The organism is Peribacillus sp. NPDC096447 (assembly GCF_044762725.1).
GTDB lineage: Bacteria > Bacillota > Bacilli > Bacillales > DSM-1321 > Peribacillus.
On sequence record NZ_JBIWEV010000007.1, the window covers coordinates 155,359 to 177,679 of the forward strand.

Sequence of the window (22,321 nt, forward strand, 5' to 3'; positions counted from 1 at the left end):
ATCGCCCCCATCGTATTCTTACACCGTTATGTCACTTACATTTATTCTAGGTTTTCAAATCGATATAAACAATATATAATTCTAGTAGAATCCATCTCAATTTGAGATGAATGGCAGGAGGATGAATAAATGGAACTACGACAATTACGTTATTTTGTTGAAGTCGCCGAGAGAGAACACGTCTCAGAAGCCGCAGAGCACCTGCATATCGCACAATCAGCAATCAGCCGGCAAATATCCAGATTGGAAGATGAACTTGGCGTTCTTTTATTCGAGAAAATCGGCCGGAATATCCAATTAACTCCAATTGGTAAAATTTTCTTAATTCATGCCAAAACCGCGATACAGGCGATTGAATATGCCAAATATCAAATTGAGGAGTTTTTGGACCCTGAACACGGAAGCATTAAAATCGGGTTCCCGACCAGCCTTTCCACCCATTTACTGCCTACCGTCATTTCCGCTTTTAAAGATGAGCAGCCAAATATCGGCTTCCACTTAAGACAGGGATCTTATTCCTCTTTAAAGGAAGCTGTCAAAAATCGCGAAATCGGATTAGCCTTCCTTGGACCGATTCCGACAAACGATCCAGATATCGAAGGTCATATCCTGTTCACGGAAAACATATCCGCTTTACTGCCAATAACTCACCCATTGGCTGAAAGAAAGAGTCTGCGCCTAAGTGATTTACGAAATGATCCCTTCGTCTTGTTTCCCAAAGGATACATCTTTCACACTATCGCACTCGAAGCGTGCAAAGCAGCCGGTTTCGCACCGAATATCGCCTCGGAAGGTGAAGACATGGATTCAATAAAAGGGCTCGTTTCTGCCGGAATCGGAGTCAGTCTGCTCCCTGACAGTACTTTTTATGAAGTCATTCCAAGACTGACTGTCAAGATCCCGATCGATACACCCGAAGTCAAACGGACTGTCGGCATCATCACTCCTAAAAACAGGGACTTGGCTCCATCAGAAAAACTTTTTTACCAATTTGCCAAAAAGTTCTTCTCTGTTCTCGAGCAATATCAATAAAACATGGCCTTCTAAAAATGTTAATGTGAATCGTAGATGGGACAGCTCTTCCCATAAGTATTTCACTAGACAACTTGCCTATAGCCCACTGAACGAATAATGTATCAAGATTATTCGTTCAGGAGGAATTTAATTGCAACCCACCCATTCACATCTTGCTTGGCATGAAACACTCGAGCTTCATGAGTTGGTCGCCGCCCAGTCCAATGCCCTTATGAAATTTAAAAAAGCTTATCCAAAAATAAAAGACCCAATTCTAAAAACGATTTATAAACAAACGATCGATACCCTTACCCAAAACATCATGGAGCTGCTGCAATTTTACCCATTGACGCCTAAAACGCACCGGGATGACGATGTATCAAGGGATGACGCATCGGCAGCTGCTGCCGGGGAATTGCTGGGCTTTGCCAAATTATCGATCAAAAATTACGCACTGGCGATTACGGAAACAGCCACCCCTTCCCTTCGAAAAGTATTTAAGAAACATTTAAATGGAGCCATAGATACCCATACCAAGATTTTCAACTACCTTTATGAAAGAAACCTCTATCCTGCTTACGACTTGAACCAATTGCTGCAAAATGACGTCGATGTTGCCAATAAGGCACTTTCCCAGCCATTCTAGATGCAAAAAAAGGCAAGCATACCGATTGCTTGCCTTTTTGCCTCGTTCCGATTCCGTTTTTTTATTATAATGTTATAATATATAAGAATTGGTTTAAATTAGGTGAAGATTATTCAAGAGGTGAAATTCATGAAAAAGATCTTTTTATCCATCATCCTTTCCCTGCTCTCATTTTCTTTAGTTGCCTGTAAGGCTGATGATTCAAAATCCGAGAATAACCTTTCAGTTCCTGAGCTGACAGCAAGGGAAAAGGCCATCCTCGAGAATTCAAGTGAACATTCCTTTCTTATCGATTTCAATGTTGATGATACATACAAGGAGATGTCCGTCTGGGTCGAAAAATATGAATTTGGTAAACTTGTCGAATCTGAAATGGGACGAATGACAACTGGGGTTGAAAAGAATGGGACGATCATCTTCACCACATCCAAAACGGATGATGATCAAAAACAATCGATGTTCAACATCAGCATTCAAAATGATAATGGTACGGATACAGTTACTTATCCTGAAACCATTGATGAAATGGATTCCAGCGTATGGGGCAGTGCTGGCAAACTCAAAATAAACAGCACAAACAAGCTTGCATTGGCGAGTATATGTTACTCAAGCGGAAATGAAGGCATACGTTCACTTTCCACTGATTTTTATGGTGATAGTGATGGCCATATGGACGAGTTGAAGGAATACGATGTTGTCTACCTCCTGAGAAGTGAATTCACTAAATGAGCTGACAAATGCAGAGGCAGGTTTGTTTTAGCACGATACTATGCAAAAATGAATCGTTCAACTCTATGACTTCGAGAAAATAAATGAGGCATTTGAAGAATCAAAAAATGGTATGTCATTCTAATGGGTGAAGGTGAAAAAGCCCATTAGATGACTGATTTTGCTCATTCGATAGATGGGTATGGAAGGTTTTAATAAAGTAAATTTTTCTACATCTTAAAAAGGGGTTGAAGGAAGAGGAATTTAGGTGTAATCTTTAAAAATAAAAAAACCGAAAGAAGATCATTAATTTGAAGAAAATCATCCTCCTCTTTGCAGCAGTAGTCATCGCGAGCTCTCTCGGACATCAAATAACCGGCGGATATATGGACCCTCGAAAATCCCGCCCTAGGTATATACATTTGAAATAAGGAAGTCAATAAGTATTATCATTTTTTAAGAAACGATCATCGAATTTGAATCTGTGCATAAAGACAATATTGGTTGATAGACTATCAAACTTATCACTCAATTAAGCTAGAATTAAATCCCCTTAAATTACTCACTATCCTCATTATTTCTCTCCAATACCAGATCACCAAAGGTCGCTGCCGTCGCTATGATTGAATTGGAATAATCAAAAATGAAATAATAAAGCAGGCCAATCGAGAAATAAATACACGTTAATAGTGCTAGATTAAGAAGAGATAAGTTCCAATAATTTGATGATATAAAGTGAAATCTATCGAATAAGAAAACAGCTGCGAAATTAATCAATAAAATGCTGAGCGCAAAAATAAACGAACTTATAAAAACTTGGATGGTGCGTCTCCGAAACATGTCGATTCTTGATTTTAAGCGAACGATAATGTGTGGATGCTCATCTTCAATAAAAAAGCGATAAAATAGTAACAAAGGAATAATATATGTGATCAGTAAATTTTTAATGGAGAGATAGCCATCTACACTCGCACTTACATCAATAATCAATGGATACGATGGGTCTAGTTGCTTTATTTTTAAATAATGAATATTATAGGTCATCCATAAACATCCAAATAAAAGAAAAAGCAGCAGTGATACATACACTTTTTTTTGATTAGACTTCATCACTTTTCACCTTATAAATGAACCCGACAATGATGATCGCTAAAAAAAGGATGGTAGATTTAAAAAAAATCAAAATGAAAGCTTCTAAGGTCACTTCGTTAAAAGGTTGAAAAATTAGCGCTACTGAATAATTCAATCCTAAAATTTGCGAAAACCAAATAACAAAGCTTAACGGATACGTATACTTTATATCCGGGAAACACCAACTAAGGACGGTAGCCATCCCTGCGCATAAACTAGTGAAAAATCCAAAAATGATGATATAAATCACATTACTGACAGCAGGCATTTTGTTGGCGAGTGTATATAAAAGATTTTCCGGGGATAAATCTGGTGTCAACCCAGTATCAAATTCACCATTCATGAATACAAAATATGTAATAATCATGTTTAATAGCAAGCAACCAACCATCACTAAAAAGGAAAATGACATATTTCCGATTAACATGGTCTTATAATAAGAGATTCTCCCTTTTTTGGTCGCTACGATATATCGATAGCCTGTTTTATAGTCTTGGATATAGCTGTCAGCGCACAAGATCAATAGAAAAATGGGCAAAAACCAGATTAGTAGTATTTGCATCATATGACCTAATGAACTTGCCGCTAAAAAAGTGGCTAGATGGGGCATGATCCATGAAGATGAAACATTGCCAATCAAGATAAATATGTCAATGATAACAATCGCCACAATACACAACACGATGGCCTTTGTTTTTCTATTTTTTGTTAATCTATAGTAATAACCATTCATATTATCTCCCTTTAGAAAGCCACCATGAATAGAGAATCATCCAAGGTGGCGTCACCATATTCCATCATTTTTTATTTATTATATTCTGCCGTTAATCGTACCTCGGTGGCATTGGCACCTGCATTGCCTTTAACATAATGATTGCGCCCACTATTTAAACCGCCGCTACCGGCTTTCACTTTCGCTGAAGGAGATACATTCGTGCCATTGCTTTTTTCCAATCAATAAGTCGTATAAGTATTCGTACCTTCTTGTGAATGATACATTCTCACTTTCCATGTATTCCGTTCCGTAGTCGTTTGGCGATACTTTGTACCTGTATATTCGTTGCCTTGCTCTTTCTTAATCTTAAAGGAATATCCCGAATTCTCATTCCCAGCCTCAACCGAAAGCGTCCCTAACCCAATGGAGCAAGCTAAAATAGTACCTAATGCCATTACTCTTCCTTTTTTCATCATTATAGTTCCTCCTTAAATTTGGTATTTCATCTTCTCTACATGGGGTAAAGGTCTCTAATTGTAAATTTCACCTATAATCAGCCCCAACTTTAAGCAAAGTTATGTAATTATGTAAAGCAAACGCAAAAATCAGAACTTACCAGAACACACCATTGTTATCACTGTAAGAATCGCTGCCATTGTTTTTTCTTGCATTTTCATTCTCTCCTCTCCTTTTCTCTAATAAAGATTTATAGTACAAGAAAAAAGAGTAAGTTCTATTTCAGAATTAAAACGCGAAACACCAGATCTGAAATCATGCAATGACAACGCACAAGCAAAAGACACGCTCATGGCAAAAACACCGCGCATCATCGAGCGGTGTTTTCATTCGTTTCTCACAAAAAAGGCCGTTTAACATGTAGTTAAACGACCTTCACCTCTAATTACTATTTAGATTTTTTAACGGTTACTTTTGTTGCTTTTCCTGTATTGCCCGCTTTGTCTTTTGCTGAGACGTATAATGCGGAGCCTGCTTTTTTCTTGCTGATTTTGATGGAGAAGTTACCCTTACCATCAGCTTTTGCCGTTCCGATGTTTTTATTGCTGTACTTCACGGTAACGGTTGAACCGATTTCCGCTTTACCTGTTACTTTTGTTGCTTTATCGTTTACTTCATTCACTTTCGGTGCACCTGGAGCCGTTTTATCTTTAACCGTTACTTTTGCTGTTTTTCCTGTATTGCCCGCTTTGTCTTTTGCTGAGACGTATAATGCGGACCCTGCTTTTTTCTTGCTGATTTTGATGGAGAAGTTACCCTTACTATCAGCTTTTGCCGTTCCGATGTTTTTATTGCTGTACTTCACGGTAACGGTTGAACCGATTTCCGCTTTACCTGTTACTGAAGTAGCTTTGTCGCTTACTTCATTCACTTTCGGTGCATCCGGAGCGGTTTTATCGAGAACAGTCACGGTTGCCGCCTTGCTTTCACGTTTTGCTAAGTCTGTAGCTGTGACAGAAAGTTTAGTGCCGGCCTTTTGCTTGCTGATTTTCACTTTGAAATTCCCTTTGCTGTCCGTGTTACCTGAACCAATCACTTTTTTTACGCTATTTTTGATCGTGATTTTCATGTCTGCTTGCGATTGACCCGTTACATACGTATCTTTGTCACTTAAAGCTTTAACAGTTGGCTTGTTAGGGGTTGCACCCTTATTCACGAATACTTTGATTGAAGATACTGCTAGTTTTGAAGAATCAGAGATATTCACAGTAAGCTGCTGCGCAGCTTTTTGAACCGGAATAGTAACGGTGAACGTTCCGTTAGCTGCCGCCGTTCCTTTACCGAGCGTTTTGTTTCCGCTTTTCACTTCGATTACTGAACCTTTTTTAGCTGAACCAGTAAGTTTTGTTTGCGTATCCATCACAAGATTGACTTTAGCTTGTAAATCCACTGCACTAAGTGCACTGTACGCATTCAATCTTCCGTATCCTGATACTAAATCTTTTCCGACAGGAAGTTCTTCTTCCGGTATGATGATTTCTCCATCCTCCGGTTCATAGTCCTCATAAGGGTCTACATTATCTTCTTCTTCAAAAGTGACATATTCCGATGTCTCATGAAGGATTTCCCTTACTTCATTCACTTTCAACCCAGGGTTTCCGGATAATAATAAAGCTGTAGCCGCCGCAACATGGGGAGCTGCCATTGATGTACCATCCATGTAAGTAACATTCCCATTAGGCACAAGGCTCGGGATGGCTGTTCCTGGAGCGACCATGTCTAACTTCGATCCATAATTGGAATAATCGGATACTAAATCAAGGGCATTGGTTGCACCGACTGATATGGCGTATTTTGATGATGCAGGATAAGAAAGACCTTCCATCCCATCATTACCGCTTGCTACGACAACCATTACATTCTTGGCAGCGGCATGTTTCAAGGCATATTCAATCGTCCTGCTATATTCTCCGCCCAAGCTAAGGTTTATGACCTTTGCACCATGATCCACTGCATATTTAATGCCTAGTGCAATTTTCTCATTGTCTCCATATCCTGAAGAATCCAAGACCTTCACAGGCATGATTTTAGCTACTGGATTGATTCCTTGCATGGAATAACCATTATCGGCTTTGGCAGCAATGATTCCGGATACATGTGTACCATGGCCATTGTCATCGATTGCTTTTTCTTTCTTATCGATGAAATTCTTACCTGACTCCATTTCAACGACACTCTGTAGATCCGCCAGTGAATCATCGACACCTGTGTCGATAACCGCTACCAACGTATCCTTTAAATTACGTTTCTTAATAAGGTTCTGCAGTTTTTCGTTATCGATGTCCGCTCCCTTAATGCCTTCTTCCCCGCCGGCGTTATCTAAAGACCATTGATATGGTGATTGAATGTCGGCAGAAAGTGCTTTGTACGTTTTTACCGCTTCGATATATTCCACTTCCGGAAGTTTTTCGATACCGGATAGAGCTGCTGTGCTCATTTTACCTTGGTTCTTTAACTCTACAACATACATATCATCATACAGAACCTCTTGTTGCTTAGGTGCCGATAATGTTCCATATCCTTTTCCGCTTATCTTGGATTGGACAGAGCTTAATGACTTCCCAGGTTTAAGTTTGACGATATATTTGTTCTTTACATTTTTCGAAGCAGGAAGTTCGATTCCCGCTTTGCTTGCGATATCGACGATTCTCTCACCTGCAAGCTTATCAAGATTGATTTTCTTTGCAATGGCGTCCATATCCTTTTTCAATCCGGCCGGAGCGACGTCTGCCGACTTATTGAATAAGGCCTTAATCGCCTCTTGCTGCTTGTTGCTAATGACTGCCGTACTGCTTGCTCCATTTTCATTAAGATCCTCAATAAGGGGCTTAATCTCGACTAAGTGATTATAAACGGCTTCCCTTGCCGTTTTATTACCAGCAAGATGAAGAGCCAGGAATGGCGAAGCTTTATAGTATAAAGAGGAAAGGGTGCGTCCCTCAGACGACTTCGTGAGAACTTCATCTCTAAACACCCGGAGTGTTTTCAACATGGATTCTCCCGTTTCCTTATCTTTTACACTCAGTTCAACCGGGCAAGATTCAAGCTCATCCCCTTCGTCCCCGGCAGATGGCGGCAATGTCACTGAATGAGCATTGATGGAGTATTCAGCTACATTTTCCGCATCCGGGATGGGATTTCCTTCATCATCCGTATCGCCGAAATATTCAACTTTAACATAATATGTTCCTTCCCAAGCATATGGGAAATCGACTACAGCTTTTTCATCAGGATAAGAAGAGACAATATAATTGCTCTCATCCTTTTCTGCTTTTTCTTTATCTTGATATACGGAGATATTCAAGATCTTGTCCGAATTGACTTCGAACTCAATATGGGAGAACTTTTGTACTTCTTCTGTTGTGGGACTGATTTGGTACCATTGGACATCCGGTTTTTCAAACTTTCCGTCCAGAGTGTCCCCATTTTTAATCGTTTTTAAATTTTCAATAGGCGTTGCAGCTGCAGCTTGAGAATTTAGCGGAACCATCAAGCTGAATATCAGTGCAAAAATAAGTGCACACGCCGTAATTCGACTCACATTCTTAAATTTCACGGTTTTCCCTCCAATAATTGGTTAAAAAATAACAGTACTATACCAAACTATCACACTGTAAAATTTTATCAACCAATTTTTTCCCTTTTTTATGTCAAATGCTTGATTTATTTGGCCATAGAGCTGAAAAATGATTCTCATGAACCAATTAAGCAAGATATTTTCGTTCCGATGGTCCTCTCATGACGATAGTAACCTAATTGGTAGATTGATCGCTAATAGATTTAAATCGGTGAGAATCCTAACATGACCTAATCCCTATGTTCTGCCTGCCCACGAAAAAAAGCTGCCCCAGCAGTAAAAATATGCGGGACAGCTTCCAATCGATTTATTTAGTTTGCGACGATATTGACTAATTTGCCTGGTACGGCAATCACTTTACGAATGGTTTTTCCATCAATTTGTTCTTTGATGGAATCATCACCCATCGCGATTTCTTCCAGTTTTTCTCTCGTAGTGTCAGTCGGCACCATTAATTTCGCTTTGACTTTTCCGTTGATTTGGATGACGATTTCGACTTCGTTATCCACTAACTTAGCTTCGTCGAACGCCGGCCATGTACCGTACGTGATGCTCTCGGAATGGCCCAGTTTAGACCAAAGTTCCTCAGCAATGTGAGGCGCAACTGGTGCAAGCAGCTTTACGAAGCCTTCGATATATACTTTAGGAAGCGAATCCGCTTTATAAGCATCATTAATGAATACCATCAATTGTGATATCGCCGTATTGAATTTCAATTCCTCATAGTTCTCGGTCACTTTTTTAACCGTTTGATGATAGACTTTTTCAAGCTTGCCCGTGTCATCCGTTTCGGTCATCTTATCTGTGATCGTACCGTCATCGTTGACTAATAAACGCCAGATACGGTCAAGGAATCGGCGGGAACCGTCCAATCCGTTTGTGGACCAGGCAATCGAAGCATCCAATGGCCCCATGAACATTTCGTACATACGAAGTGTATCGGCACCATGGCTTTCAACGATATCATCCGGGTTCACGACATTCCCTTTTGATTTACTCATTTTTTCATTATTCTCGCCAAGGATCATTCCTTGGTTAAATAGGTTTTGGAATGGCTCCTTCGTTGGCACGACACCGATATCGTACAGGAATTTATGCCAGAAACGAGCGTAAAGCAAGTGAAGCACCGCATGCTCAGCGCCGCCAATATAAATGTCGACCGGCATCCATTCTTTTAATTTTTCAGGATCTGCAAGTGCTTCCTTGTTGTCCGGATCGATATAACGAAGGAAGTACCAGCTGCTGCCTGCCCACTGTGGCATCGTGTTTGTCTCACGGCGCCCTTTTCGTCCATTTTCATCCGTTACATTCACCCATTCCGATATGTTTGCAAGTGGTGATTCGCCTGTACCTGAAGGCTTGATGTCCGTAGCTTTCGGTAAAATCAATGGAAGATCTTCTTCCTTCACTGCAGACATCGTGCCGTCTTCCCAATGAATGATTGGAATCGGTTCACCCCAGTAACGCTGACGGCTGAATAACCAGTCGCGAAGACGGTATGTTATTTTCTTCGTACCGATTTCTTTTTCTTCCAGCCATTTGATCATGGTTGAAATGCCTTCTTCTTTATTCAATCCATCAAGGAATTCCGAATTCACATGAAGACCATCGCCTGTATACGCTTCACTTGTCACATCTCCGCCAGCTACCACTTCCTTGATCGGCAAGTTGAACTTGACTGCAAATTCATAATCGCGCTCATCATGGGCAGGAACGGCCATGATCGCACCTGTTCCATAGCTGATCAACACGTAATCGGCAATCCAGATCGGCATTTTTTCGCCATTTACCGGGTTAATGGCATAAGCCCCCGTGAACACGCCTGATTTATCCTTGGCCAAGTCTGTTCTTTCCAAATCACTTTTATGTTTCACTTCATCTAAATATGCTTCAACCGCCGCTCTTTGATCAGCCGACGTAATCTTATCGACAAACTGATGTTCAGGTGCCAATACTGCATATGTTGCACCGAATAACGTATCCGGACGAGTCGTGAACACCGTGAATGTTTCATTAAAGCCATCGATATTGAATGTAACCTCCGCTCCCTCGGAACGGCCAATCCAGTTACGCTGCATATCCTTGATGTTTTCCGGCCAATCCACATCGTTCAAATCGTCGATCAAGCGGTCTGCATACGCCGTGATACGAAGCATCCACTGTTTCATCGGTCGGCGCTCAACCGGATGGCCACCACGCTCACTTTTACCATCAATGACTTCTTCATTAGCCAATACCGTGCCAAGTGCCGGACACCAGTTAACGGCAACTTCATCAATATATGCAAGGCCCTTTTCATATAATTTCAAGAAGATCCACTGCGTCCATTTGTAATAGTCGGGATCTGTCGTGTTTATTTCGCGATCCCAGTCATAAGAAAAACCTAGGGCTTTGATTTGGCGGCGGAACGTGTTGATGTTGTGCTCCGTGAATTCTGCTGGATCATTGCCCGTATCGATCGCATATTGCTCTGCCGGAAGTCCAAAAGCGTCCCAGCCGATCGGATGCAATACATTATACCCCTGCGCCCGTTTCATCCGTGCCAGGATATCGCTTGCCGTATAACCTTCCGGGTGCCCCACATGAAGACCTGCCCCTGAAGGATATGGGAACATATCCAGCGCGTAGAATTTGCGTTTGCCGCTTTCTTCACCCGTCTTGAATGTCTTATTGCCTTCCCAATACTTTTGCCATTTCGTTTCTATGCTCCTATGGTCAAAACTCATATGATTTCCTCCTAATTTCCGTATAAAAAAACAATAAAAAACCCCTCATCCCAAAATAGGGACGAGAGGATTATGTATATCTTCCCGCGGTACCACCCACATTGGCGATAGCTAAAATCCGCCCAGCTTAAAATATCCGTAACATGGATTAAAACGCCAGGCATTACTTTTCACCTTCACACCTGGGACTCCAAGGCGAGTTCACGACCATCCCAGGTTGACTTGCACCACCCGTCAACTCTCTTTACTGGTTTAAACCGCTACTATTCCTTTATCATAGTCTTTATGAGAATATTGGATTTTATTACATTCTAGTCAATTTCAACGATAATTGCAATAGCCGTACATAAACATTATCGACAGGTTTTTCATTATATATGCGAATTCAAGAAAAATCGTGCAAAAAAGGGAGCTATTCATTCATAGCTCCCTTGCTTCCATTTAATGTCGCAGTAAAGTCATTTCATTCCTCAATTGATTCAACTGCTGCTTCATCCGCGAAAGCATTTCCCGTTGCTGGTCATTCGAACTGGCATACAATCGTTCCATATCCGTCAAAGCCTCTTCGATATACCTTTGCGAATTTTGAAATTGCTCATCATCATAATGCTCCTGCCGTGAGGCCTCGTTATATTCAAACTCTGCAAAATGGAGAGCACCTTCACATTGCTCTAAAAAATGATCGACGGATTGTCTGGTTGCCATTTCAAACCCTCTCCTTCGCGTCTCATTTGGATGATTCGGAATCATCTTGTCTAGTTTGAGCAAATAACGGGTGGATTATCATTTTTTTTGAGCCAATCAACCTTTATCCCAAAACTTCTCACCTTGATGGGAAATGAATTGCTCGATCCATTCGGCAAAACCCATGTGGAGTTTCTCGCCTTCTTCAAAATCATCGATATGGCCTTTTACCATTAAATACTCCTTATCACCTTTAGCGACGGCTTCCCCATCAATGACGATATTATCTTGATAAATGCAGGCCACTTTATAGCATCCCTCGTAGGAATTTTCATATGTGTAATTAATGATATCATCCAGGCTGTATAAATCATTTTCCCCACCCGATTCCACATTATCGAACAGACGGCATCCATTGGTTATTTTTAAAAACTCCTTATAATCCTCGGGCAGAAGCAGTCCGGTTTTCTTTTCAAAGGAATGAATTTGTTCATCCGAAGCAGGTGAATTGAAGGTGCAAGTGGCTTTGTATATGAATCCATCTTCATTTACTTCGATCACCTGATTATTTTCGGCTAATTTCTTTTTCATTTGATTAATCGCTTCTTCAACTTGACCGGTCATGTCCATCAGCTCCCGATTGGATATAGTCATTCAAAGATATACTGGAAATAGCAGCAAAATGTTTAGCCCTCAAGTATACAGTATACGCTTATTTTTCAAAAAAAGACCTAGCTGCGAGAATGTTGTATAATATATGTTGCGATTTAATTTATTTAGGAGGTTGCTGATTTGAATCAGGCAAACCCGTTTATATATGCAACGGATAACAAACGATATCATACATGGAATTACCACCTGAGGGAACATTTTGGACATAAGGTTTTTAAAGTTGCCCTGGATGGCGGTTTTGACTGCCCGAACCGTGATGGCACCGTCGCACATGGCGGCTGTACCTTCTGCAGTGCCTCAGGCTCTGGTGACTTTGCGGGCAGCAGGGTTGAACCCCTCGACGTTCAGTTTAAGAAAATCAGCGAACGGATGCATCATAAATGGAAAGATGGAAAATATATGGCCTATTTCCAAGCGTTCACGAATACGCATGCCCCAGTGGAAGAACTTCGCGAGAAATTTGAAAGTGTATTGACCCAGGAGGGTGTCGTCGGGCTCTCCATTGCGACACGTCCGGATTGCCTCCCAGATGATGTAGTCGAGTATTTAGCGGAATTGAACGAACGGACCTACCTTTGGGTGGAGTTGGGTCTCCAGACGGTTCATGAAAAGACCGCAACGATGATCAACCGTGCCCATGACTTCGATTGCTACAAAGAAGGCGTCGATAAACTGCGGAAACACGGCATCCGCATATGCTCCCATATCATCAATGGCCTTCCTCAGGAAGATTACGGTATGATGCTGGAAACAGCCCGGGAAGTTGCCAAACTCGATGTACAGGGGATAAAGATCCATTTACTTCATTTACTAAAAGGGACACCGATGGTCAAACAATACGAAAAAGGCCTGCTCGAGTTTCTTGACCGTGACGATTATGTCAGCCTGGTATGCGACCAGCTGGAAATAATCCCTCCAGAAATGATCGTTCACCGCATTACGGGCGACGGTCCCATCGATTTGATGATCGGTCCAATGTGGAGCGTCAATAAATGGGATGTCTTGAATGCCATTGATGCCGAATTGAAACGCCGTAACAGCTGGCAAGGAAAAAATCATCATACGGAGGTACAATCATGAAGCTTGACCGAATTTTGCCATTCGCCAGGATTCTGCTGGAAAAAGCGGTCCATCCCGGGGATATAACCATTGATTGCACGATGGGCAACGGTTTTGATACGGTATTTCTTGCAGGACTTACAGGTGAAAACGGGCATGTCTATAGTTTTGATATTCAGAAAGAAGCGATCCAAACCACAGCGGCGAAACTAAAGGCCGAGAATTTACAAGAGTGCTGCACCCTCATTCACGATGGGCATCAACATTTGAGCAAATACATCAGGAAAGAGCATTCCGGAAAGGTCACGGGTGCCATATTCAACCTGGGCTACCTTCCTGGCGGTGACAAATCAATCATCACCCAAGCCGATACGACGATATCAGCCATTGAACAGCTATTCGAACTGCTGGCACCTGAAGGCATCATCATCCTCGTCATTTACCATGGTCATCCAGGGGGATCGGCAGAACGGGATGCATTGATGGATTATGTACAGAACTTCCCTCAACAGAAAGCCCATATCCTGAAATACGGGTTCATCAACCAATCAAACAATCCGCCATTCATTGTCGCGATTGAAAAGAGATGATGACTTTTGACACCGTTCGATACGAACGGTGTTTTTTCAATCCCAACTCGCAGAAGCAGAATTACCAATCACAACATTTTGAATTTTTCGTCTATAATGATTATAATGATAGAAAATAGATAAGAGGGTGCAGAAAAAATGGAACATTTGCCTACTTCATTACTGACGGATATATTGACTGAAAAAATCAAAAGGGATTCAAGTGAACAATACGGGGAGTTTGTCTGCTCGCTTAACTCGTTGACAGAAAACCAAAAAAACATGGAGGACCTCAAACAATTCGATCACCATTTTGATAGGTTCCTGCCACAGCTCGATTTAATGATTTCCACTCAAAACCATGAAGCGATCATGAATATGAAAGCGACGCTTTTGGACCTATTCGCCAATGACTTAACCTTCAAATCCATTTATCTTCTATCCACCGCATTATCCAATAAAAAAGAACTTACACATTTGAACCAATTTATGTACCCGGTTACTTTCTGGGCACCGGTGATCAAGTCAAACAAGTTGCTTAAAAACGCAGGCTGATTCAAATTAAAAAACTGCCGAAGGTCTAACCTCGGCAGTTTTTTATTTATCCTGAAGTATGTACTGATCAAACGACATACCCTAATATTTTTAAACGGTTTTCAACAAAACTCAGCGCATATTGAAATACATCATCACGTTCTGGTTCATTGAAGATTTCATGATATAGCTTCGGCCATTCCTTATATTGCTTTTCACTGGCCAAGTTATAATTAAACCACTCGCGAACCGCCTTCTTGTTCACGACTCGGTCATCTCCGCCCTGCATGACCAAAAGCGGCACATCCTGAAATTCAGGAATCTCTTCAAAAGCATCCTTCATAGCCTGTGCAAGCTCGCGATACCAGCGAACCGAAACCTTTGTGATATATAATGTATCGTTTCTATCGGATTCACGGATTTCCGCACTTCTCGTCGCCATTTCAGGTGTCAATCCAGATTCAACCCTGAACTTAGGCATCACGATGTTCAAACCATGCGAGATGGTTGTCAGGAACTTCCGCGGCTTCGTCACGAGGCCCAAGCATGGAGAAGAAAGAATCACCCCTGCAATGTCCCATTCCTCTTCCTGAAGAAGGCGTATCGAAATCAAACCGCCCATGCTGTGTCCAAGTAAAAAGACCGGCAACGAATATTCGTAAGCCTCTTCTATCCAGCTTTTCACTTCGTCCAAATACTCATCAAAGGAATCGATATGTCCCCGGTAGGCGCGAGTTGTCATACCCTGCCCAGGAAGGTCGCCCATGACGACATGGTATCCAGCTGAAAGCCACATTTGTGTTAACCACTTATAACGTCCGTGATGTTCCATTGCCCCATGAATGATGACAATGACGCCCTTTGCGTCTCCTTCTGTCTCCCATTTCCACATTCGAAATCCCCCTTTCACTTTTCACTTGTTGTGTACGATCCATGATAGTTAAATAATATATATAAATTATAACCATTTTCGTGATTTTCGACAAAAAAGAAATCTAACAAGTTGTACATTGCTATTATAAATAGCCAAGTGTATTTGCATACGGTATATTAAAATAATACATAAAAACATTCACTTCGGAAAGGAAATGATTGAAAATGATTATTTATCCGTATAAAGGCAAAGAACCTGAAATTGCCGAAAGCGCTTATATTGCTGAGAATGCTGTCGTGACAGGTGATGTCAAAATTGGCGACGAAACATCAATTTGGTTCAATTCCGTCATTCGCGGTGATGTATCCCCAACCATCATCGGGAAAAAAGTCAGTATACAGGATAACAGCGTCCTGCACCAAAGCCCAAATAATCCATTGATCATCGAGGATGAAGTAACCATTGGCCATCAGGTCATTTTACATAGCTGTAAAATCCGTAAAGGAGCTCTGATCGGCATGGGATCGATTGTACTTGATGAAGCCGAAATCGGCGAAGGAGCCTTCATCGGTGCCGGCAGTCTCGTTCCCCAAGGTAAAGTCATTCCACCGAACATGCTGGCATTCGGACGCCCAGCTAAAGTCATTCGCGAAATCAACGAAGAAGATCGACAGGATATGGAACGCATCGTTCGCGAATATGCCGAAAAAGGACAATACTATAAAACGGCGGAACGAATAAAGTGAATTGATTGAAAGTTACGAGTATTGTACTCAACTCACGAGTATTTGTTACAAATTCACGAGTAAACGTTCTAAACTCACGAGTATTTGCTACAAATTCACGAGTAAACGCTCTAAATTCATGAGTAAAAGCTCTAAACTCTCGAGTAAACGTTCGAAATTCACGAGTAACGCTTCAACCTCACGAGTAGATGATCCAAACAAACTTGTAAACGACCTTAACTCACGAGTTTTGCACATATTTTATATTTCTTTGGGATTCTTGAATTATTCCCGCTGACGGCAAAATTAATCCACAAAAAAAGGTGCCCCGCAAATTGCGGGACACCTTTTTTATATGATTTACGCTTGTGCTTTTAATGTTTCTGCTTTGTCCGTGCGTTCCCATGGAAGATCGACATCTGTACGGCCAAAGTGTCCGTAGGCAGCTGTTTGTTTGTAGATCGGGCGACGAAGGTCAAGCATTTTGATGATGCCAGCTGGACGAAGGTCGAAGTTGGCGCGAACTAGGTCAACAAGGACTTCTTCGCTAACTGTACCAGTTCCGAACGTATCAATTGAAATCGATACAGGCTCTGCCACACCAATTGCGTATGCCAATTGAACTTCCGCTTTGTCGGCAAGGCCTGCTGCCACGATGTTTTTCGCAACGTAACGAGCAGCGTATGCAGCAGAACGGTCAACTTTAGTAGCATCCTTACCAGAGAATGCACCGCCGCCATGACGAGCGTATCCGCCGTAAGTATCAACGATGATTTTACGTCCAGTAAGACCAGCATCCCCTTGAGGTCCGCCAATTACGAAACGGCCAGTAGGGTTGATGAAGTATTTAGTTTGAGCATCGATCAATTCAGCTGGAACGACTGCTTTGATCACATGTTCTTTTAGATCGGCTTGAATTTGTTCAAGCGTAATTTCTGCATCATGCTGTGTAGAGATAACGATCGTATCTACACGTACAGGACGGTTATTCTCATCATATTCAACAGTTACCTGTGTTTTACCATCAGGGCGTAGGTAAGCAAGAGTTTCATCTTTACGAACTTGAGCCAGGCGGAATGAAAGTTTATGCGCCAATGAAATCGGAAGCGGCATAAGCTCTTCTGTTTCATTACAAGCAAATCCGAACATAAGACCTTGGTCCCCTGCACCGATTGCATCGATTTCTTCCTCTGACATGTTTCCTTCACGAGCTTCCAATGCTTTATCGACTCCAGCTGCGATATCGGCAGACTGCTCATCAATGGAACTCAACACTGCACAAGTTTCAGCATCGAAACCGTATTTCGCACGTGTGTAGCCAATTCCTTTAATCGTATCACGAACGATACGCGGAATATCCACGTAAGCGGACGTTGTAATTTCACCAGCAACAAGTACAAGACCTGTTGTTACGCTAGTTTCACACGCAACACGTGCATTTGCATCCTTAGCAAGGATAGCATCTAAAATGGAATCTGAAATCTGGTCACAAATTTTGTCCGGATGGCCCTCTGTAACAGATTCAGAAGTAAATAGACGTTTCTTTGACATCATATTTCCTCCTTGGAAGTTAGTATGTTGTAGGCATAAGCCTGATTTTTACGGAACTCGTTTCCCTCATTAGTTTCAACTATAGACACAGAATTACTTATGAAAAACACAAAAACCTTCCCTGGCAAATGAGGAAAGGTTTAAAATTCTGTCTTCTATCCTTTCACTCTTATCGTTCAAGGGTTTTTTACCTTGCTCAGGTTAGCACCATCACCACTATTCCTTGAAGACCTTCGCTTTATTTTCGGCGATCGATCTTGGAGTCAAGTTCAATATGGCAGGTTGCTGGGTTTCAAAGGGCCTGTCCCTCCACCAACTCGGGATAAGAGAATCCGTACAATTTAAGATATTATCGTATCTGGTTGGAATTTGTCAATGCTTTTTTAAAAAGAACATTTCCGCCCAGTATGGCGTTCATTTGAAAAACATGTTGATACAGCGTCTTAGAAGGGTTTACAATGCAAAATACGAATAGAAATGTTGAAAATTGCCATTAATAATAAGTATTAAGCATAAGAAAAACGACTTCACCATTGGAAATATATTGCTTACTTACTTCCTATTAAAATAAAATTGACTTCATTAAAGTATATGTGATAATCCTGACTCGGTTCCTGCCGGAATAAAATGATTAACGCAACCAGCTGAAAATAATCACAAATCAGAAGAAATAGTATAGACTATTTAAATGAATGTGTTATACTAATTGTAATCTAAAAACTTAAACAAAGGAAGGTACCTCATATATGAATTCTGTAGATGTTTCTAATGAGTTACACCAGTTATTAACAGGAAACAATGTGCAAACTCAACTTTCAGTTCCTCAATTGGTCGAAAAGGTATTAAGCAGAAATGAAGGCGTTTTAACATCAACCGGCGCAGTAAAAGCTGAAACTGGCAAATATACTGGTCGTTCACCTAAAGATAAATTTATCGTGGAAGAAGCATCCGTTAAAGATAAAATCGATTGGGGTTCAGTGAACCAGCCAATTTCCGAAGATGTGTTCAATAAACTATATAATAAAGTAGTTGACTACCTAAAAGCAAAAGAAGAGATTTTTGTTTTTAAAGGTTTCGCTGGTGCAGACGAATCATCTCGTCTTCCAATCCGTGTTGTTAACGAATATGCTTGGCATAACCTTTTTGCCCATACTTTGTTCATCCGTCCAAATGAAGAGGAACTAAGAGGTCACGAAGCTGAATTCACAATCCTATCTGCACCTAACTTCAAAGCAGACCCAGAAGTGGACGGAACCACTTCCGAAACTTTCATCATCGTTTCATTTGAACGCCGTACCATCCTGATTGGCGGAACGGAATATGCAGGAGAAATGAAAAAATCGATCTTCTCGATCATGAACTACTTACTTCCAGAGGCTGGAATCCTTCCAATGCATTGCTCTGCTAACGTAGGACGTGAAGGGGACGTCGCTTTATTCTTCGGACTGTCCGGTACAGGCAAAACAACTTTATCAGCAGACACTAGCCGTAAACTGATCGGCGATGACGAGCACGGCTGGTCTTCTAACGGCGTATTCAACATCGAAGGCGGCTGCTATGCGAAAACGATCAATCTTTCACGTGAAAAAGAACCACAAATTTTCGATGCAATCCGTTTCGGTGCCGTATTGGAAAATGTTGTTGTTGATCCGGATACACGTGAAGCGAACTATGATGACAGTTCATTGACTGAAAACACTCGTGCTGCTTACCAAATGCAAGCGATCGATAACATCGTGAACCCAAGTATTGCAGGACATCCAAATACAATCATTTTCTTAACAGCTGATGCTTCAGGCGTTCTGCCTCCAATCAGCAAGCTTTCCAAAGAACAGGCAATGTTCCACTTCCTAAGCGGATACACTAGTAAATTGGCTGGTACTGAAAGAGGAGTAACTTCACCGGAAGCTACATTCTCCACTTGCTTCGGATCACCATTCTTACCGCTTCCGGCTCAACGCTATGCTGAGATGCTTGGTGATAAAATTGACGAGCACAATGCAAAGGTATACCTTGTCAACACTGGATGGACTGGCGGAGCATACGGAACTGGAAGCCGTATGAAACTTGCTTACACTCGTGCAATGGTACAAGCGGCACTTGAAGGTGAATTAGCAAACATCGAAACGATCAAAGATGATATCTTCGGCTTGGATATCCCGCTTCATGTTCCTGGTGTTCCTGATGAAGTGCTTCAGCCAATCAAGACTTGGGCAGATCCTGCCGCTTATAAAGAAGCAGCAACGGACCTTGCCGCACAATTCCGTGCTAACTTCAAGAAATTCGGCAGCGTTCCAAGTGAAATCGAAGAACTTGGCGGACCGACAGCTTAATAAATTTTACACAAAAGGACCAAGCTCTTGCTTGGTCCTTTCAGTTTGTCGACAAAAAATGTCTCTTACCGAACCATGATTTTATAACATTACTTGGTTATCCTTCATTCATGGTTTACTTTTTGAATGGAATCCTCAGAAATTTGCGACAATCCTGCAACTGACTATCCAAGACCCCACTAGATACATAAGCGAGGAGTCTGGCAGACAGTCGGCAGAAATGATGAAGCGGATTTAATGCGTGGACCTTAAAAATAAATACTTCGGAGTCCGAATAGTGATGTGTAGATCGAATAACGGCGGGGAACGGTCGATTAACTGCAGTGAACGGTTGAATATAGTGCCATGTACGTCGATTAACTGCAGTGAATGGTCGAATATAGTGCCCTGTACGTCGATTAACTGCAGTGAACGGTTGAATATAGTGCCGTGTAGGTCGATTAACTGCAGTGAACGGTCGAATATAGTGCTGTGTAGGTCGGTTAACTGCGACAACGGTCGAATATAGTGCCATGTACGTCGATTAACTGCGACAACGGTCGAATAATGTGCCATGTACGTCGATTAACTGCAGTGAACGGTCGAATATAGTGCCGTGTAGGTCGAATAACTGCAGTGAACGGTCGAATATAGTGCTGTGTAGGTCGGTTAACTGCGACAACGGTCGAATAACTGGGTCTTCACTCGAATAATGTGCCCTGTAGGTCGATTAACTGCGACAACGGTCGAATATCTGGCTAGCCAAGCCCCCGCCAGATTGTTTGGCGGGGGCTTGGCAGAAAGGGAGTGGATTTCTGAGACCAACTGAAACGTTTCCACAGTTTCTGAAAGGACCAAGCTCTCTTGGTCCTTTTCTTCATTGATTTTCTGCCCTCCGTTCCTCCGCCAGATTATGGATATTCAAAAAGGGCACTGTCATAGTCAGCGCCCCCTGAATCCTTATTCCAATATCGATGTTTGTCCAAGTTTTTAGATGATCGCTTTATTCCTGGCTTTTTTCATGGACATCGTTTTGTATTGATATATATTGCCCAGGTTGGCCACCGGGACATCTGTTTTAGTTGCATCAATGCAATTGCGTGTATCCAAAATCAATTTATTTCTCATGAGATTTGATAGATTATCATAATCCATTTGTTTAAATTCATCATGGTCGGTCAGGACAAGTATCAAGTCGGCATCATTTACAGCGTCTTCCACTGATACGACTGGCATCTTTCCAGATTGGACATGCGGGTCATGTAAGGATACATCCATGTTTTCCATCCCCATCAAGATATTGACGACATCAATGGCTGGACTTTCACGAATATCATCTACATTTCCTTTGTATGCAAGACCGAAAACAGCTACTTTTGGCTTCCGGATCCCCTCTAGCATCATCCTTACGGCATTAACGATATAATAAGGCATCGATACGTTGGTATCGCGAGCCAATTTAATGATTCTCGCTTGCTCTGGTGCCTTTGCAACGACGAAATACGGATCGACCGCTAAACAATGGCCGCCAACTCCTGGTCCTGGTTGGTGAATATTTACACGAGGGTGTTTGTTTGCCATTGATATGACATCCAAAACATTGATATCCAGCTCGAAACAGATTTTCGTCAGCTCATTCGCAAGGGCGATATTGACATCCCTGAAGGTGTTTTCCATCAGTTTGGACATTTCAGCCGTTTTCGCATCCGTCTGAATGATCTCTCCTTGAACGAAGGTTTTATAAACAAGACTTCCTTTATATGAGCATGTTTCCGTGATGCCCCCGACTATACGGTTATTATGAACCAACTCTTCAAGAATCCTTCCAGGTAAAACACGTTCCGGACAATGAACGAGGAAAATGTCTTTTCCGATGGTAAGGCCCGTCCTCTCGATCATCGGTCTAATATGATCATCCATGCTTCTTGGCGCAATCGTCGATTCAATAATGATGACATTCCCTTTTTTGATAAAAGGAAGAATGTTTGAGGTTGCATCCATGACATGAGTTAAATCACATGATTGATGCATGTCCTTTTTATTTGGAGTAGGAACTGCGATAATGAAAACATCCGCATGTTCCGGGCTTAACGCAGCTCGGAACTTATTGGAAGTAAGCACTTCTTGCAATACCTCCTCCAATCCAGGTTCTTCGATATGGAGCCTGCCGCTATTCAAATTGGAAATAATCTCAGGATGGATATCCACGCCGACAACATCGACACCGTGTTTCGCAAACATTAAAGAAGTCGGAAGTCCTATATAACCAAGTCCGATTGTACAAAGTTTCATATAAACCACTCCTATC

The 22,321-nt window shown here is 41.7% G+C and carries 19 protein-coding genes, 1 riboswitch and 1 other annotated feature; of the genes, 8 read left to right on the forward strand and 11 right to left on the reverse strand.

Annotated elements, in window-relative coordinates; translation table 11 throughout:
- Positions 1-129 precede the first annotated feature (129 nt).
- From gltC to ACIQZD_RS22395, 3 genes are all read left to right on the forward strand, one after another.
- The gene (gene gltC / locus ACIQZD_RS22385; protein WP_076370054.1) at positions 130-1,032 is read left to right on the forward strand and encodes a glutamate biosynthesis transcriptional regulator GltC; all 903 of its coding nucleotides are present in this window, start codon (positions 130-132) and stop codon (positions 1,030-1,032) included.
- Positions 1,033-1,165: 133 nt separating this feature from the next.
- Positions 1,166-1,660: a spore coat protein gene (locus tag ACIQZD_RS22390; RefSeq protein ID WP_402906541.1), complete on the forward strand. Its 495-nt coding sequence runs from the start codon at positions 1,166-1,168 to the stop codon at positions 1,658-1,660.
- Between the two features lie 129 nt (positions 1,661-1,789).
- The gene (locus ACIQZD_RS22395) at positions 1,790-2,389 is read left to right on the forward strand and encodes a hypothetical protein (RefSeq protein ID WP_402906543.1); all 600 of its coding nucleotides are present in this window, start codon (positions 1,790-1,792) and stop codon (positions 2,387-2,389) included.
- A 537-nt stretch (positions 2,390-2,926) separates the two neighbouring features.
- On the opposite strand, the gene ACIQZD_RS22400 is transcribed toward ACIQZD_RS22395, so the two are convergent.
- From ACIQZD_RS22400 to ACIQZD_RS22435, 8 genes are all read right to left on the reverse strand, one after another.
- Positions 2,927-3,478: a WxPxxD family membrane protein gene (locus ACIQZD_RS22400; protein WP_402906545.1), complete on the reverse strand. Its 552-nt coding sequence runs from the start codon at positions 3,476-3,478 to the stop codon at positions 2,927-2,929.
- Positions 3,468-4,232, reverse strand: a complete 765-nt coding sequence (locus ACIQZD_RS22405) for a hypothetical protein (RefSeq protein WP_402906547.1) — start codon at positions 4,230-4,232, stop codon at positions 3,468-3,470. Before ACIQZD_RS22405 ends, ACIQZD_RS22400 begins: the two co-directional genes overlap by 11 nt.
- Before the next feature lie 71 nt (positions 4,233-4,303).
- Positions 4,304-4,453: a hypothetical protein gene (locus ACIQZD_RS22410; protein WP_402906549.1), complete on the reverse strand. Its 150-nt coding sequence runs from the start codon at positions 4,451-4,453 to the stop codon at positions 4,304-4,306.
- A complete protein-coding gene (locus ACIQZD_RS22415; protein ID WP_402906551.1) occupies positions 4,454-4,690 on the reverse strand; it encodes a DUF2712 domain-containing protein in 237 nt (78 codons plus the stop codon).
- A 428-nt stretch (positions 4,691-5,118) separates the two neighbouring features.
- Positions 5,119-8,286 (reverse strand): Ig-like domain-containing protein, encoded by a 3,168-nt coding sequence (locus ACIQZD_RS22420; protein ID WP_402906553.1) that lies wholly within the window; start codon positions 8,284-8,286, stop codon positions 5,119-5,121.
- Between the two features lie 332 nt (positions 8,287-8,618).
- Positions 8,619-11,033 carry a leucine--tRNA ligase gene (leuS, locus tag ACIQZD_RS22425; protein WP_402906555.1) on the reverse strand — a complete coding sequence of 805 codons (2,415 nt, stop codon included), beginning with the start codon at positions 11,031-11,033 and terminating at the stop codon, positions 8,619-8,621.
- A 54-nt stretch (positions 11,034-11,087) separates the two neighbouring features.
- Positions 11,088-11,320 (reverse strand) — a binding site (T-box leader).
- A gap of 154 nt (positions 11,321-11,474) precedes the next feature.
- Positions 11,475-11,738: a DUF2524 family protein gene (locus ACIQZD_RS22430; RefSeq protein ID WP_402906557.1), complete on the reverse strand. Its 264-nt coding sequence runs from the start codon at positions 11,736-11,738 to the stop codon at positions 11,475-11,477.
- A 96-nt stretch (positions 11,739-11,834) separates the two neighbouring features.
- Complete coding sequence (locus ACIQZD_RS22435; RefSeq protein ID WP_063234889.1) at positions 11,835-12,341, reverse strand: SMI1/KNR4 family protein; 507 nt, start codon at positions 12,339-12,341, stop codon at positions 11,835-11,837.
- A 168-nt stretch (positions 12,342-12,509) separates the two neighbouring features.
- Between ACIQZD_RS22435 and mnmL the strand changes: the two genes are divergently transcribed.
- The 3 genes from mnmL to ACIQZD_RS22450 all read left to right on the forward strand — a co-directional run bounded on the left by mnmL (position 12,510) and on the right by ACIQZD_RS22450 (position 14,572).
- Entirely contained in the window at positions 12,510-13,469 is a 960-nt protein-coding gene (gene mnmL, locus ACIQZD_RS22440) for a tRNA modification radical SAM protein MnmL/YtqA (protein WP_402906559.1), read from the forward strand.
- Positions 13,466-14,038 carry a tRNA 5-(aminomethyl)-2-thiouridylate-methyltransferase MnmM gene (mnmM, locus tag ACIQZD_RS22445; protein ID WP_260359137.1) on the forward strand — a complete coding sequence of 191 codons (573 nt, stop codon included), beginning with the start codon at positions 13,466-13,468 and terminating at the stop codon, positions 14,036-14,038. Before mnmL ends, mnmM begins: the two co-directional genes overlap by 4 nt.
- 138 nt (positions 14,039-14,176) lie before the next feature.
- Positions 14,177-14,572 carry a hypothetical protein gene (locus tag ACIQZD_RS22450; protein ID WP_402906562.1) on the forward strand — a complete coding sequence of 132 codons (396 nt, stop codon included), beginning with the start codon at positions 14,177-14,179 and terminating at the stop codon, positions 14,570-14,572.
- A gap of 67 nt (positions 14,573-14,639) precedes the next feature.
- Here the strand turns inward: ACIQZD_RS22450 and ACIQZD_RS22455 are convergent, their stop codons facing one another.
- On the reverse strand, positions 14,640-15,443 hold the full coding sequence (locus tag ACIQZD_RS22455) for an alpha/beta hydrolase (RefSeq protein WP_402906564.1): 804 nt from the start codon (positions 15,441-15,443) through the stop codon (positions 14,640-14,642).
- 209 nt (positions 15,444-15,652) lie between these two features.
- On the opposite strand from ACIQZD_RS22455, the gene ACIQZD_RS22460 reads away from it, so the two are divergent.
- Positions 15,653-16,171 carry a gamma carbonic anhydrase gene (locus ACIQZD_RS22460; protein ID WP_063234974.1) on the forward strand — a complete coding sequence of 173 codons (519 nt, stop codon included), beginning with the start codon at positions 15,653-15,655 and terminating at the stop codon, positions 16,169-16,171.
- A gap of 339 nt (positions 16,172-16,510) precedes the next feature.
- Here ACIQZD_RS22460 and metK read toward each other — a convergent pair whose 3' ends face one another.
- A complete protein-coding gene (metK, locus tag ACIQZD_RS22465) occupies positions 16,511-17,704 on the reverse strand; it encodes a methionine adenosyltransferase (protein ID WP_241594195.1) in 1,194 nt (397 codons plus the stop codon).
- A 163-nt stretch (positions 17,705-17,867) separates the two neighbouring features.
- A riboswitch (SAM riboswitch) is annotated at positions 17,868-18,030 on the reverse strand.
- Positions 18,031-18,447: 417 nt separating this feature from the next.
- Here metK and pckA point away from each other — a divergent pair.
- Positions 18,448-20,034, forward strand: coding sequence for a phosphoenolpyruvate carboxykinase (ATP) (gene pckA, locus ACIQZD_RS22470; RefSeq protein ID WP_101225563.1), 1,587 nt, complete (start codon positions 18,448-18,450; stop codon positions 20,032-20,034).
- A gap of 969 nt (positions 20,035-21,003) precedes the next feature.
- Here the strand turns inward: pckA and ACIQZD_RS22475 are convergent.
- Positions 21,004-22,305 (reverse strand): nucleotide sugar dehydrogenase, encoded by a 1,302-nt coding sequence (locus ACIQZD_RS22475; RefSeq protein ID WP_402906567.1) that lies wholly within the window; start codon positions 22,303-22,305, stop codon positions 21,004-21,006.
- Positions 22,306-22,321: the final 16 nt, after the last annotated feature.